General features: G+C 68.5%; 14 protein-coding genes and 1 pseudogene. 12 read left to right on the top strand and 3 right to left on the bottom strand.

Going from position 1 to position 12,713, the window contains the following annotated elements; genetic code table 11:
- Positions 1 to 156 (bottom strand): annotated as a pseudogene (locus BM004_RS20975) (superoxide dismutase [Fe]); the annotation flags it as partial.
- Between the two features lie 49 nt (positions 157 to 205).
- The gene (xseA, locus tag BM004_RS20970) at positions 206 to 1,513 is read right to left on the bottom strand and encodes an exodeoxyribonuclease VII large subunit (protein ID WP_093216380.1); all 1,308 of its coding nucleotides are present in this window, start codon (positions 1,511 to 1,513) and stop codon (positions 206 to 208) included.
- Positions 1,514 to 1,832: 319 nt separating this feature from the next.
- Between xseA and BM004_RS20965 the strand changes: the two genes are divergently transcribed.
- The 6 genes from BM004_RS20965 to adk all read left to right on the top strand — a co-directional run bounded on the left by BM004_RS20965 (position 1,833) and on the right by adk (position 5,654).
- Positions 1,833 to 2,465, top strand: coding sequence for a MotA/TolQ/ExbB proton channel family protein (locus BM004_RS20965; RefSeq protein WP_093129928.1), 633 nt, complete (start codon positions 1,833 to 1,835; stop codon positions 2,463 to 2,465).
- 11 nt (positions 2,466 to 2,476) lie between these two features.
- Positions 2,477 to 2,902 carry an ExbD/TolR family protein gene (locus BM004_RS20960; RefSeq protein WP_371270115.1) on the top strand — a complete coding sequence of 142 codons (426 nt, stop codon included), beginning with the start codon at positions 2,477 to 2,479 and terminating at the stop codon, positions 2,900 to 2,902.
- A complete protein-coding gene (lpxK, locus tag BM004_RS20955) occupies positions 2,903 to 3,928 on the top strand; it encodes a tetraacyldisaccharide 4'-kinase (protein ID WP_093216321.1) in 1,026 nt (341 codons plus the stop codon). It abuts the gene before it with no gap.
- A complete protein-coding gene (locus tag BM004_RS20950; RefSeq protein ID WP_007836935.1) occupies positions 3,909 to 4,091 on the top strand; it encodes a Trm112 family protein in 183 nt (60 codons plus the stop codon). Before lpxK ends, BM004_RS20950 begins: the two co-directional genes overlap by 20 nt.
- Positions 4,088 to 4,861 (top strand): 3-deoxy-manno-octulosonate cytidylyltransferase, encoded by a 774-nt coding sequence (gene kdsB, locus BM004_RS20945; RefSeq protein ID WP_093216318.1) that lies wholly within the window; start codon positions 4,088 to 4,090, stop codon positions 4,859 to 4,861. Before BM004_RS20950 ends, kdsB begins: the two co-directional genes overlap by 4 nt.
- A gap of 136 nt (positions 4,862 to 4,997) precedes the next feature.
- A complete protein-coding gene (gene adk / locus BM004_RS20940; RefSeq protein WP_093216316.1) occupies positions 4,998 to 5,654 on the top strand; it encodes an adenylate kinase in 657 nt (218 codons plus the stop codon).
- Positions 5,655 to 5,690: 36 nt separating this feature from the next.
- Here adk and BM004_RS20935 read toward each other — a convergent pair whose 3' ends face one another.
- Positions 5,691 to 6,659 carry an asparaginase gene (locus tag BM004_RS20935; protein WP_093216313.1) on the bottom strand — a complete coding sequence of 323 codons (969 nt, stop codon included), beginning with the start codon at positions 6,657 to 6,659 and terminating at the stop codon, positions 5,691 to 5,693.
- Positions 6,660 to 6,732: 73 nt separating this feature from the next.
- On the opposite strand from BM004_RS20935, the gene lexA reads away from it, so the two are divergent.
- From lexA to BM004_RS20905, 6 genes are all read left to right on the top strand, one after another.
- Positions 6,733 to 7,416, top strand: coding sequence for a transcriptional repressor LexA (gene lexA / locus BM004_RS20930; RefSeq protein ID WP_013541704.1), 684 nt, complete (start codon positions 6,733 to 6,735; stop codon positions 7,414 to 7,416).
- A 138-nt stretch (positions 7,417 to 7,554) separates the two neighbouring features.
- Positions 7,555 to 7,932 (top strand): hypothetical protein, encoded by a 378-nt coding sequence (locus tag BM004_RS20925; RefSeq protein WP_093216311.1) that lies wholly within the window; start codon positions 7,555 to 7,557, stop codon positions 7,930 to 7,932.
- A gap of 100 nt (positions 7,933 to 8,032) precedes the next feature.
- Positions 8,033 to 9,040: a D-2-hydroxyacid dehydrogenase family protein gene (locus BM004_RS20920; protein WP_093216308.1), complete on the top strand. Its 1,008-nt coding sequence runs from the start codon at positions 8,033 to 8,035 to the stop codon at positions 9,038 to 9,040.
- Positions 9,037 to 10,206: an MFS transporter gene (locus BM004_RS20915; RefSeq protein ID WP_093216306.1), complete on the top strand. Its 1,170-nt coding sequence runs from the start codon at positions 9,037 to 9,039 to the stop codon at positions 10,204 to 10,206. Before BM004_RS20920 ends, BM004_RS20915 begins: the two co-directional genes overlap by 4 nt.
- A gap of 172 nt (positions 10,207 to 10,378) precedes the next feature.
- A complete protein-coding gene (locus BM004_RS20910; protein ID WP_093216303.1) occupies positions 10,379 to 11,899 on the top strand; it encodes a 3-hydroxyacyl-CoA dehydrogenase in 1,521 nt (506 codons plus the stop codon).
- Between the two features lie 13 nt (positions 11,900 to 11,912).
- Positions 11,913 to 12,692: an oxepin-CoA hydrolase, alternative type gene (locus tag BM004_RS20905; RefSeq protein WP_093216301.1), complete on the top strand. Its 780-nt coding sequence runs from the start codon at positions 11,913 to 11,915 to the stop codon at positions 12,690 to 12,692.
- Positions 12,693 to 12,713 lie beyond the last annotated feature (21 nt).

Genomic DNA, 12,713 nt, shown 5'->3' with positions numbered 1-12,713 from the left:
CGTCATGGCCTCGAACTCGGTGCCCTTTTGCAGGTTGTTGAGGTTCACCACGTACGCGTTGTGGTGCTTGCCGTAGTGGTACTCGAGGGTTTCCTTCGAATATTCGGGTGCCAGTGCGTCGAGTGCGTACGGCAGGGGGGGGAGGACATGTTCCATGGTTTTTTCTCGTGGGTTGGTTGTGGGAATCAAGGATTCTAGGAATTAATCACCGCGGTCGCGTCGGACGCGTTCCCGTCGCATCGCTCAATGTGACGGTCATGTCGACCTCACCATCGGCCAGCCGTGCCGTGACCGCGTCGCCGGCCTCGAGTTGCCTGGCGCTGACGATGGCATGACCATCTGTATCGGTGAGCCATGCATAGCCGCGCTGCAGGACCAATGCCGGGTCAAGCAGCCGCAGGCGCAGGGCCACGCGCTCGAGGCGTTCGCGCCGCTGCGTGAGCGCGCGCTCGAACTTCAGCGGAAAGTCGGCGGCCATGGCGCGCGGCACCTGCGCCAGGCGCTCGTGCCGCGACAGCACGGCGTACTGCAGGCGCTGCGCATGGTGCGCGAGGCGAAGCTGCTGGCGCGCCACGAGGTTCGAGGGGCGGCCAAGGCGCCCTGCGGCCTGGTCGAGCCGCTGCCCGAGCGCGTCGAGACGACCGCCCAGCGCGTCGCTCAAGCGCTCGTCCAGCAGGTCGATGGCACCGAGCCACAGGTCGCGCGGCGCGCTGACGAGCTCGGCCGCGGCCGTGGGCGTCGGCGCGCGCAGGTCGGCGCAAAAGTCCGCGATGGTGAAGTCGGTCTCGTGCCCGACCCCGCTGATGAGCGGCACCGGGCTCTGGACGATGGTGCGTGCCAGCGTCTCGTCATTGAAGGCCCAGAGATCCTCGATGGAGCCTCCGCCCCGCACCAGCAGGATGACGTCGACCGCAGGCTCGAGTTCATAGAGCGACTGCAGCGCGCGCACCAGTTCGCCGGGCGCGTTGGCGCCCTGCACCGCCGCCGGTGCGAGCACGACCGGAATGTGCGGAACGCGCCGCCGCAGCGCCGTGACCACGTCATGCAGGGCGGCGGCCCCCAACGACGTGACGACGCCGACCGCGCGCGGCATGGCCGGCAACGCCCGCTTGCGCGCCGGGTCGAAGAGCCCTTCGGCCTCGAGCCGCGCCTTGCGTTGCATGAATTGCTCGAACAAGGCGCCCTGCCCGGCCCGCCGCAGGCTCTCGACCACCAGCTGCAGATCACCGCGCGGCTCGTAGACGGCAAGGCGGCCGCGCACCTCGACCTGGTCGCCGTCGCGCGGCGAAAAGTCGAGCAGGCCGGCCGCACGGCGGAACATCGCGCAACGCAACTGGCCCGACTCGTCCTTGAGCGAGAAGTAACAATGCCCGCTCGAGGCTCGCGAAAAACCAGAAATCTCGCCACGAACCGTTACCGGGTTGAAGCGTGCATCGAGCGCGTCGGCGACCGCTCGGCACAGGGCGCCAACCGCCCACACGCGCGGCCCAGGTGCGGAATTCGTGTCACGCATGCTCACCGCATGCACGCACGGCGCGACGCCACTCTTCCACAACGGGCAATGGGGCCCCTGCATGCGGCCCGCACAGCGGGACAGGCGCACGGTTCCTCGTGCAAGCCGTTGATTTCATTGAAAAAAGTGCTGCTCAAAATTCAGTCGTTCTAGCGGAAAGGCCGTCCCATGCGGGTTCGGGCCCGTTGCGCAGCAGGTTAATCACAAAGTTATCCACAGAATCTGTGCGTCCCTGCCGACACGAAAAGTAGGCGCGTGCCGTGGGTTGGCTCAGTGGATAATCGCCGCGCATTTGCAGTCTACGGGCCGGAGGAATTTCTTGTTTTCCATCATAGTTGCCGCGGGTTGGCCAATCTGGCCCTTGCTCGCTTGTTCGATCGTTGCGCTCGCGCTGGTTATAGAACGTTTCACGAGTTTGAAAACCGTGAGGGTGCTGCCGCCGAAGCTGCTCGACGAAACCATTACCGTGTCGCACGGCGCCATTCCGGGGCCCGACGTGGTGACCAAGCTGGAACGCAACTCGATGCTCGGCCAGGTGCTGGCCGCCGGCCTGCGGGCGCTGAACGCCAACCCCCGCTGCAGCGAAGACGACCTGCGCGCGGCCATGGAGGCCTCGGGCCGCACCGTGGCGCACAAGCTGGAACGCTACCTGCCCGCGCTGGCCACCATCGCCTCGGCCGCCCCGCTGCTGGGCCTGCTGGGCACGGTGATCGGCATGATCGAGATCTTCGGCTCGCAGTCGCCGGGCAGCGGCGCCGTGGGCTCGGGCAACCCGGCGCAGCTGGCGCACGGCATCTCGATCGCGCTGTACAACACCGCCTTCGGCCTGATCGTGGCCATTCCGACGCTGATCTTCTGGCGCTACTTCCGCAGCCGCGTCGACGAATACCTGCTGAACCTCGAACTGTCCGGTGAGCGCTTCGCCCGCCACCTGAACGCCCTGCGCAAATGAGCCGCGGCCGCATGCAGTTCCGCCACGGCGCGCGCGACGAGCCGGAGATCAACCTGATCCCGTTCATCGACGTGCTGCTGGTGATCCTGATCTTTTTGATGCTGTCGACCACCTACAGCAAGTTCACGGAGATGCAGCTGCGGCTGCCGACGGCGGACGTCGACGCGCAGCGCGATTACCCGAAGGAAGTGATCGTGGCGGTGTCGGCCGACGGCCGCTATTCGATCAACAAGACCCCGGTGGCCGACCGCAGCGTGGAAACCGTGACGGCAGCGCTCGCCGCGGCCGCCACCGGCGGCAAGGACAGCGTGGTGATCATCAGCGCCGACGCGACCAGCCCGCACCAGGCCGTGATCACGGTCATGGAAGCCGCGCGCCGCGCGGGCCTGATGCAGATCACCTTCGCCGCACAGTCGACGGCACAAGCCGGGCACTGAGTGCCTGCAGAGGGCCCCAGCAGCACCGGTTCGCCGTCGGCCTCGCGCCTTCAGGCTGCCTGGTTGCGGCGCGGTCCGCTGGCCTGCCTGCTGTGGCCGCTGTCGCTGCTGTACGCAGCGCTTTTCGCCCTGCGGGGCCTGTTCTATCGCCTCGGATGGTCGCGGACCGAACGCGTGCCGGTGCCCGTCATCGTGGTCGGCAACGTGATCGCCGGTGGCGCCGGCAAGACGCCCGTGGTGATGGCCGTGGTGCGGCACCTGCATGCGCGCGGCCTGCAGGTGGGCGTGGTGTCGCGCGGCTATGGACGGCGCACCGACGACTGCCGCGAGGTGCTCGACGAAAGCGATCCGCGCGACGTCGGCGACGAGCCCGCGCTGATCCACCACGCCACGAAGGCACCAGTTTTCGTGGCCCGCAAGCGCATCGAGGCGGCGCGTGCGCTGCTGCAGCGGCATCCGGCCACGCAGGTCATCGTCAGCGACGACGGCCTGCAGCACCTTGCGCTGGGCCGCGACATCGAGATCTGCGTGTTCGACGACCGCGGCATCGGCAACGGCTGGCGGCTGCCCGCCGGCCCGCTGCGCGAGGCCTGGCCGCGGCCTTGCGACCTCGTATTGCACAGCGGTTCGAAGCCGGCATTCGCGGGTGGCTACACCGCGACGCGAAGCCTTGCGCAGGACGCATTGGCAAGCGACGGCCGCCGCATACCTTTGCGCACCCTGGCGGGCAAGCCGGCGATCGCACTGGCTGCCATCGCACGGCCCGAGGCTTTTTTCGACATGCTGCGCGCGCGCGGCCTGACGCTCGCGCAAACATTCGCCCTGCCCGATCACAGCGATTTCGAGAGCTGGCAACGCCCCGCCAGCGCGGAACAACCGCTGCTGTGCACCGAAAAAGACGCCGTGAAGCTGTGGCGCAAGGCGCCCGACGCGCTGGCCGTGCCGCTAGAGTTCACGCCCTGCGCGGAGTTCTTCAGCGCGCTCGACGCAAAGTTATCATCGCTCGATGGATACCAAGCTGCTTGAACTGCTCGTCTGCCCCGTCACCAAGGGTCCGCTGACCTGGAACCCCGAGAAGCAGGAGCTCTGTTCGCGCAGCGCGCGCCTCGCCTACCCCGTGCGCGACGGCATTCCGGTGCTGCTCGAAAACGAGGCGCGCACGCTGTCCGACGAAGAGCTCGGGCTGTGAACTTCACCGTTCTGGTGCCGGCGCGCCTGGCGTCGACACGGCTTCCCAACAAACCCCTGGCCGATATCGCCGGCGTGCCCATGGTGGTGCGCGTGGCGCAACGCGCCAGCGAGTCCGGCGCAACGCGCGTGGTCGTGGCCGGCGACGATGCTTCCATCGTTTCAGCATGCCAGGCGCATGGCGTCGAGGCCATCCTCACCCGCCAGGACCATGCGAGCGGCACCGACCGGCTGGCCGAAGCCTGCGAGCAACTGGGCCTGGACGGCGACGACATCGTGGTCAACGTCCAGGGCGACGAGCCGCTGATCGACCCCGCCCTGATCGACGCCGTGGCGACCACGCTGGCCACGCATGCGGAAGCCGCGATGAGCACCGCGGCGCACGAGATCGATTCGGTCGGCGACTTCATGAATCCGAACGTGGTGAAGGCCGTGCTCGACGCACAAGGCAACGCCATGTACTTCAGCCGCGCACCCATTCCCTGGTGGCGCGACGGCTCGGCCAACGGTGCCGCGCCCGTTGCACTGCCCAGCCCGGCGCCACTGCGCCACATCGGCATCTACGGCTACCGCGCGGGCTTCGTGCGCAGGTTTCCTTCGCTGCCGCCGGCGCCCGTCGAGGCGACCGAAGCGCTCGAACAGCTGCGCGCGCTGTGGCATGGGCACCGTATCGCGGTGCATGTGAGCCATGTCGCACCCGGACCGGGCATCGACACGCCCGAAGACCTGGCGCGCGTGCGCGCGGTCTTCGCGGCCGGTTCCAAGCCCTGAGGCGGCCGCCATGCCTGCTGAAACTGCGGAGATTTCCCCGCGGGCACGCGTGCTATCCTCGAAGCAACTCCGCCTAGCCCTGCCCTCGGGCCGACGCTTGGTGCGACACAAAATCTAAGAACCGTCCGAGGACACCATGAGACTAATTTTGCTGGGCGCGCCCGGGGCGGGCAAAGGCACGCAAGCGGCCTTCATTTGCCAGAAATACAGCATCCCGCAAATCTCGACCGGCGACATGCTGCGCGCCGCCGTCAAGGCCGGCACCCCCCTGGGGCTGCAAGCCAAGGCCGTCATGGATGCGGGCGCACTGGTCAGCGACGACCTGATCATCAATCTCGTGAAGGAACGCATCGCGCAGGCAGACTGCGCCAGCGGCTTCCTGTTCGACGGTTTCCCCCGCACCATTCCGCAGGCGGATGCCATGAAGGCCGCGGGCGTCAAGCTCGACTACGTGCTCGAGATCGACGTGCCCTTCAGCGACATCATCGAACGCATGAGCGGCCGCCGCTCGCACCCGGCTTCGGGCCGCACGTACCACGTCAAGTTCAATCCGCCCAAGGTGGAAGGCAAGGACGACGTCACGGGCGAAGAGCTGATCCAGCGCGAAGACGACAAGGAAGAAACCGTGCGCAAGCGGCTGGACGTGTACAGCCAGCAGACGCGTCCGCTGGTGGACTACTACTCGGCCTGGGCCAACACCGACCCGGCCGCCGCGCCCAAGTACCGCGCCATCAAGGGCGTGGGCACGGTCGACGAAATCACGCAGCGTGCGCTGGCCGCACTGAGCAGCTGATCTACGGCCGCCCTCGGTGCAGGGCGGCGTCCAGCTTCACTTCAGCAATTCGAGCATCAGCGCGATACGCGCCTTCACGGGCGTCAGCGCGCCTGCATCGCGCAGCGCATCGCCGGCTTTCGGCAGGATGCGTCCGTTGGCGCAGCGGGTCGCGCGAACCACCGCGACACCCGCGTCCTGCGCCTTCAGCGCGGCCGCTTCCAGCGCGTGGTGCAGCGTGCCGTTGCCGGTTGCCGCGAGCACCAGCCCCTGCAGCGGCTCTGCATCACCCCCACCCGGTTGCATGAGCGCCTCGACCACGGCCCCGCTCGCACCGGCGTGACTCATGACGATCTCGACGCGCGGCCACTGCACGGTGCCCGCCTCGAAGATCCTCGATCCTTGCGATACGGCGGACTCGGGCCACGCCCGCACGAGGCGCACCTCCCCCTCTTCCACATAGCCCACCGGCCCCGCATCGCCCGACGCGAAGGCATCGAGCTGGTAGGTGTGCACCTTCTGGATGTCCACGCCGCTGTGCACGGTGCCCGCGCACACCGCCGTCACGCCGCGCGCGCCCTCGGCAGCAGCGACGCTGACGGCGTCCCTGACGTTCTGCGGCCCGTCGGGCGCCAGGGCGGTGGCGGGACGCATCGCGCAGGTCAGCACCACGGGCTTTGCCGCGGCCAGCACCAAGTGCAGGAAGAACGCGGTCTCCTCCAGCGTGTCGGTGCCGTGCGTGATCACCACGCCCGCCACGTCGGCCTGCGCCAGCCAGTGCGCGCAGCGCTGCGCCAACGTGCGCCAGATCTCGAAGGACATGTCCTTGCTGTCGACCTGCGCCACCTGCTCCGCCACCAGGGTCACGCCCGCCGGCGCATCGATGCCGCCCAGCAGGTCGGCCACGTCCACCTGGCCGGCCGTGTAGCCGATGTTGTCGCTGCTGCTCGCGGCCTTGCCGGCGATGGTGCCGCCGGTGCCCAGCACCACCACGCGGCGCAGATCGGACGAAAGGGAATTGACCATCACTTGTCAACTTTTAAAAACTGGTTAAAAATACAGGTACTGGATATCTAGCCAGTGCCGCAAGGAACCACATATGCAGTTCGCCGTGAAGCTTACAGCCCGCCAGCAGCAGATCCTGGACTTGATCCAGAGCGCCATCGCACGCACCGGTGCGCCGCCCACGCGCGCCGAAATCGCCAACGAGCTCGGGTTCAAGTCGGCCAACGCCGCCGAAGAACACCTGCAGGCGCTGGCGCGCAAGGGCGTCATCGAACTCGTCAGCGGCACCTCGCGCGGCATTCGCCTGAAGGGTGACGCCCTGCGCTCGCTCAACGAAACGCGCCACCGCGAAGGCGGCCAGTTCTCGCTCTCGCTGCCGGGCATGGCCCAGCTGGCGCTGCCGCTCATCGGCCGCGTCGCAGCCGGCTCGCCGATCCTGGCGCAGGAGCACGTCGACCAGACCTACTACGTCGAGAACACGCTGTTCCAGCGCCAGCCCGACTACCTGCTCAAGGTGCGCGGCATGTCGATGCGCGACGCCGGCATCATGGACGGCGACCTGCTCGCGGTGCAAGCCACCAAGGAAGCACGCAACGGCCAGATCGTGGTCGCGCGGCTGGGCGACGAGGTGACCGTCAAGCGCCTGAAGCGCAACAAGCAGGTCATCGAGTTGCACGCCGAAAACCCCGACTACCCGACCATCATCGTGCAGCCCGGCGAGCCCTTCGAAATCGAAGGCCTTGCGGTCGGCCTCATTCGCAACACGATGCTGATGTAGGCCCCGGCGGCCTGCTGCGGCAGCAACTCATCCGGCCCCGACAGGTGGCGGGCGTATGGCGCGGAGTCGCCATCACCCTGTCGAGGCCGATTCAAGAAATCCTGCCTGTGTTCAACCTCATACTTTTTTGGAGTTCACATGGGAATCGCCCTCCTCGCCATCGCTGATTTCTGGTCGCCGCTGCAATCGCTGGCCAACCGCCTCATTCCGGCGCGCCGGCCCCACGACAGGGACCACCTCGACCACAACGACACCTCGGCCGGCCTGCGCTACGTGGCCGTGCGGCCGGCCTGCAGTGCGCGCTCGGGTGGCACCGCAACGCCGGCAGCAGCCGCCGCCGCGCCCGCTCGCCCGCTGCGCGTGGTGCGCGTGGTCGACGGCAAGGGCCAGCAGCGCAGCGACCGCGTCGTGATCTCCGGCCGCATGGCCGACGTGTGCGCCGAGCTCGAGCGGCTGGCCGCGATCGAGGCCGCCGAGATGATGACCACGGCCCACCGCTCGACGCGCCTGCACTGAGGCAAAAAGCCCCCAAGGCCGCCTGGACAGGGCCTCGGGGGTGGGTATCCAAACGTTCACTGGCACGACATTCCAATGCTGCGAGGCACAATGGCACGCCATGAACATTGTGATCCTCGACGATTACCAGGACGCCGTGCGCAAACTGCGCTGCGCCGCCAAGCTGGACGCGTACGCGGCCAAGGTCTACACCAACACGGTGAAAGGCATCGGGCAACTGTCGGTCCGCCTCAAGGACGCCGACGTGATCGTGCTGATTCGCGAGCGCACCCAGATCTCGCGCCAGCTCATCGAAAAGCTGCCCAAGCTCAAGCTCATCTCGCAAACCGGCCGTGTCGCCGGCCACATCGACGTCACGGCCTGTACCGAACGCGGCGTGGCGGTGGCCGAGGGCTCGGGTTCGCCGCAGGCGCCCGCCGAGCTCACGTGGGCGCTCATCATGGCCGCCATGCGCCGGTTGCCGCAGTACATCAGCAACCTCAAGCACGGTGCGTGGCAGCAGTCGGGACTCAAGTCGGCGTCGATGCCGCCCAACTTCGGGCTGGGCTCGGTGCTCAAGGGCAAGACGCTGTGCATCTGGGGCTACGGCCGCATCGGCCAGCTCGTGGCGCGCTACGGGCAGGCCTTCGGCATGCAGGTCGTGATCTGGGGCCGTGAAGCCAGCTGCGCCAAGGCGCGTTCCGACGGCTTCCAGGTGGCGCAGAACCGCCACGAATTCTTTGCCGCCGCCGACGTGCTGTCGGTGCACCTGCGGCTCAACGACGAGACCAACGGCCTCATCACGCTCGAAGACCTCTCGCGCATGAAGCCGACCGCGCTCTTCGTGAACACCTCGCGCGCCGAGCTGGTCGAGGCCGACGCGCTGCTGGCCGCACTGAACCGCGGCCGTCCGGGCCTGGCGGCCATCGACGTGTTCGAGAGCGAGCCGCCGCTGCAGGGCCACGCGCTGCTGCGCCTGGAGAACTGCATCTGCACGCCGCACATCGGCTACGTCGAGCAGGAAAGCTACGAGAGCTACTTCGGCCAGGCGTTCGACAACGTCGTGAGCTACATCAACGGCAACCCCACCAACATCGTGAATCCCGGCGCGCTGCAGGTCCGTCGGTGAACGGGGCTGCGCCACGGCGCGCGTCGCAACGCGCGCTCTGGGCGCTGCTCGCGGGCAATTTCGTGATCGGCACTGGCGTGATGGTGGTGCCCGGCACGCTCAATGAAATCAGCACCTCGCTGGCGATCAGCGTGGCCACCTCGGGCCAGTTGATCACGGCCGCCGCCGCGGTGATGTGCATCGGCGCGCCGCTGCTGGCCGCCGCGGTCGCGGGCTGGGACCGCCGCCGGCTGCTGGCGCTCACCATGCTCTGGTATGCCGCCGGTCATGCGCTGGCGGCGCTGATGCCGAGCTTCGGCGCCCTGCTCCCCATCCGCATGCTCACGGTCATTGCGCCGGCCATCTTCACGCCCCAGGCGGCCGCCTGCGCCGGCCTGCTGGTGCCACCCGAGCAGCGCGGGCGCGCCGTCACCTTCGTCTTTCTCGGCTGGTCGATCGCGTCGGTGCTGGGCCTGCCCATCGGTGCGCTGATCGGCGGCCACCTGGGCTGGCGCATGGCCTTCATGGTGATTGCGGCCTTGAGTGTCGCGAGCGCGACATCGATCTGGTTCACCTTGCCGAACGCCATCCGCCCCGCCGCGCTGACCGCCGCCGCATGGTCGCGCGTGCTACGCAGCCCGGTACTGATGGGCATCGTCACGGTCACGGCGCTGCAGGGCACCGGCCAGTTCGTGCTGTCGAGCTATCTCGGCCCGATCCTCAAGCAGGGCTATGGCGCGGACGCGACCATGCTGAGCGTGATCTGGGCGCTGTTCGGCCTCTTCGGCCTGGCCGGCAACATGCTGGTCAGCCGTTTCATCGACCGCGTGGGCGCCGGGCGCATGGTGCTCGTGACCAGCGCGCTGATCACGCTGAGCCTGCTGCTGTGGCCGCTGGCCTCCACGCTCGCGTGGCTGGCCGTGGTGATGGTGCCTTGGGGGTTGGGCTGCTTCGCCACCAATTCGGCGCAGCAGGCCCGCCTGGTGGGCCTTGCGCCCACCTTGGCGCCGGGCTCGGTGGCACTGAACAGCTCGGGCATCTACACGGGCCAGGCCGTGGGCGCGGCGCTCGGCGGCTGGCTGCTGGCCAACGACGCGGGCGCCTGGATGAGCTGGGTCGGCTTCGTGGTGCTGCTGGCGGCCATGGCGCTCAGCGTGGCCATCGACCGCAGCGGCCGCCCGGCCTGATCGCTTTCTCCCGGTCTGCGACAGCCCAAAACCGCCCCCGCGTAAAACCCGTCACGCCCCACCCGCGCGGGACTGCAAAATCGGAGCCTTCGGCAGCACACCTCGCGGCCCCCGCATCAACGCCTGCACGGCAGGCTCCGGATACCACTCAACCATTGAAACCCTCCAGCAAATGACAGTGAACTACACCCGAATCGGCGTCGTCGGCGCCGGCGCCATGGGTCGCGGCATCGCACAGATCGCGGCCCAGGCAGGCAGCGAAGTGCTGCTGCTCGACAGCTTCGCGGGCGCCGCCGAGCGCGGCCGCGAAACCCTCGCCGCCCAATGGAACAAGCTGCTCGAAAAGAACAAGATCGACGCCGCCGCGCGCGACGCCTACGTCGCCCGCGTGAAGGCCGTCGACTCGATGCAGGCGCTCGCCGGCTGCGACCTGGTGGTCGAGGCGGTGCTCGAAGACCTCGAGGTCAAGCGCAAGCTGTTCCGCGAGCTCGAAGGCGTGGTGGGCGAGACCGCCACGCTGGTCACCAACACCTCTTCGCTCTCGGTCACGGCCATTGCCGCGGGCCTGAAGCACCCCGAGCGCTTCGCGGGTTTCCACTTCTTCAACCCCGTGCCGCTGATGAAGGTGGTCGAGGTGGTCGCGGGCTTCAAGACCGCGCCCGAAGTCTGCAAGCAGCTCGCGGGCTATGCCACGCAGATGGGCCACAGCGCCGTGCAGGCACAGGACACCCCCGGCTTCATCGTCAACCACGCGGGCCGCGGCTACGGCACCGAAGCACTGCGCATCGTCGGTGAAGGCGTGGCCGACTTCGCGACCATCGACCGCATCCTGAAGGACCAGGCGGGCTTTCGCCTCGGCCCGTTCGAGCTGCTGGACCTGACCGCGCTCGACGTGTCGCACCCGGTGATGGAGTCGATCTACCACCAGTACTTCGAGGAACCGCGCTTTCGCCCGAGCGTGATCACCGCCCAGCGCCTGGCCGCCGGCGCGCTGGGCCGCAAGACCGGCGAAGGCTTCTACCGCTACACCGACGGCGTGATGCAGCAGACGCCGGAGGCCGCGCCGCCGGTGGTCGAGGGCTCGCCTTCGGTCTGGGTGTCGCCGCGCGCCGCGCGCCGTGCCGAGCTGCTGCGCCTGGTGAACACGCTGGGCGCGCAGATCGACAGCGGCGCGGCGCCTGCCGCGCATTCGCTGATCCTGGTCGCGCCGCTGGGCTTCGACGTGACCACGGTGGCCGCGGTCGAGCGCCTGGACGCCACGCGCACGGTCGGCATCGACATGCTGATCGACGACGCCGCCACCAAGCGCCGCGTGCTCGCCACCAACCCCGCCACGCGCCGCGACATGCGCGACATGGCGCACGCCCTCTTCGCACGCGACGGCAAGGCCGTGAGCGTGATCCGCGACAGCGGCGGCTTCGTCACGCAGCGCGTGATCGGCACCATCGTCAACATCGCGGCCGACATGTGCCAGCAGCGCGTGTGCACGCCGGCCGACCTGGAGACCGCGGTGCAGCTGGGCCTGGGCTATCCGCGCGGCCCGCTCGCCATGGGCAACCTCTACGGGCCGACCAACATGCTCGAAGTGCTGTTCAACCTGCAGACGGTGTACGGCGACCCGCGCTATCGCCCGAGCCCGTGGCTGCGCCGCCGCGGTGCGCTGGGCCTGAGCCTGCTGCACGAAGAAGAATGAGCAAACGAAGAACATGACCGCCGAACTCAAGAGCACGAGCGAAGGCAGCACCATGGTGCTGACGATCGCCAACCCCACCCAGCGCAATGCGCTGGGCCCCGAGATCTATGCCGCGGGCATCGAGGCGCTCAACGGCGCCGAGAGCAGCGCGGAGATCCGCAGCGTGGTCATCGTGGGCGAAGGCGCCTGGTTCTGCGCCGGCGGCTCGCTGCAGCGGCTGCTGGCCAACCGCCAGCTCGACCGCTCGGTGCAGGCCGAGAGCATCGAGGGCCTGCACAACTGGATCGATTCGATCCGCACCTTCCCCAAGCCGATCGTCGCGGCGGTCGAAGGCGCGGCCGCGGGCGCGGGCTTCTCGCTCGCGCTGGCCTGCGACTTCGTGGTGGCGGCGCGCGACGCGGTGTTCGCGGCCTCGTACAGCAACGTGGCGCTGTCGCCCGACGGCGGCCTGAGCTGGCACCTGGGGCAGCAGCTGCCGCGCCAGCTGGCCAGCGAATGGCTCATGAACGGCGAGCGCATCGGCGCGCCGCGGCTGCATGCGCTGGGCCTGGTCAACGAGCTCACCGAAAACGGCCAGGCACTCGCGGGCGCGCTGGCCCTGGCCGCCAAGCTCAACGCGCGTGCGCCGAACTCGCTGGCCAGCATCAAGGAACTGCTGAGCGACGCGCGCGGCGCCACGCTGGCCTCGCAGCTCTCGCAGGAGCGCGACCACTTCGTGCGCAACCTCCACCATGCGAACGCGGGCATCGGCATCGCGGCGTTCCTCGACAAGAAGACGCCGCAGTACGAGTAACGCCTGACGGCGTCGCTCCCG

Origin of the sequence: Variovorax sp. OK212, from assembly GCF_900112425.1 — a bacterium.
Classification (GTDB): domain Bacteria; phylum Pseudomonadota; class Gammaproteobacteria; order Burkholderiales; family Burkholderiaceae_C; genus Variovorax.
Note: the sequence above shows the minus strand (reverse complement) of the source record. Positions and strands in the feature narration are given on the sequence as shown.

Coding starts and splice junctions, on each gene's coding strand:
- adk (WP_093216316.1), top strand. CDS start 4,998: ATGAGACTAATTTTGCTGGGCGCGCCCGGGGCGGGCAAAGGCACGCAA.
- xseA (WP_093216380.1), bottom strand. CDS start 1,513: ATGCGTGACACGAATTCCGCACCTGGGCCGCGCGTGTGGGCGGTTGGC.
- BM004_RS20950 (WP_007836935.1), top strand. CDS start 3,909: ATGGATACCAAGCTGCTTGAACTGCTCGTCTGCCCCGTCACCAAGGGT.
- BM004_RS20905 (WP_093216301.1), top strand. CDS start 11,913: ATGACCGCCGAACTCAAGAGCACGAGCGAAGGCAGCACCATGGTGCTG.
- BM004_RS20925 (WP_093216311.1), top strand. CDS start 7,555: ATGGGAATCGCCCTCCTCGCCATCGCTGATTTCTGGTCGCCGCTGCAA.
- BM004_RS20910 (WP_093216303.1), top strand. CDS start 10,379: ATGACAGTGAACTACACCCGAATCGGCGTCGTCGGCGCCGGCGCCATG.
- BM004_RS20935 (WP_093216313.1), bottom strand. CDS start 6,659: ATGGTCAATTCCCTTTCGTCCGATCTGCGCCGCGTGGTGGTGCTGGGC.
- BM004_RS20920 (WP_093216308.1), top strand. CDS start 8,033: ATGAACATTGTGATCCTCGACGATTACCAGGACGCCGTGCGCAAACTG.
- lexA (WP_013541704.1), top strand. CDS start 6,733: ATGCAGTTCGCCGTGAAGCTTACAGCCCGCCAGCAGCAGATCCTGGAC.
- BM004_RS20960 (WP_371270115.1), top strand. CDS start 2,477: ATGCAGTTCCGCCACGGCGCGCGCGACGAGCCGGAGATCAACCTGATC.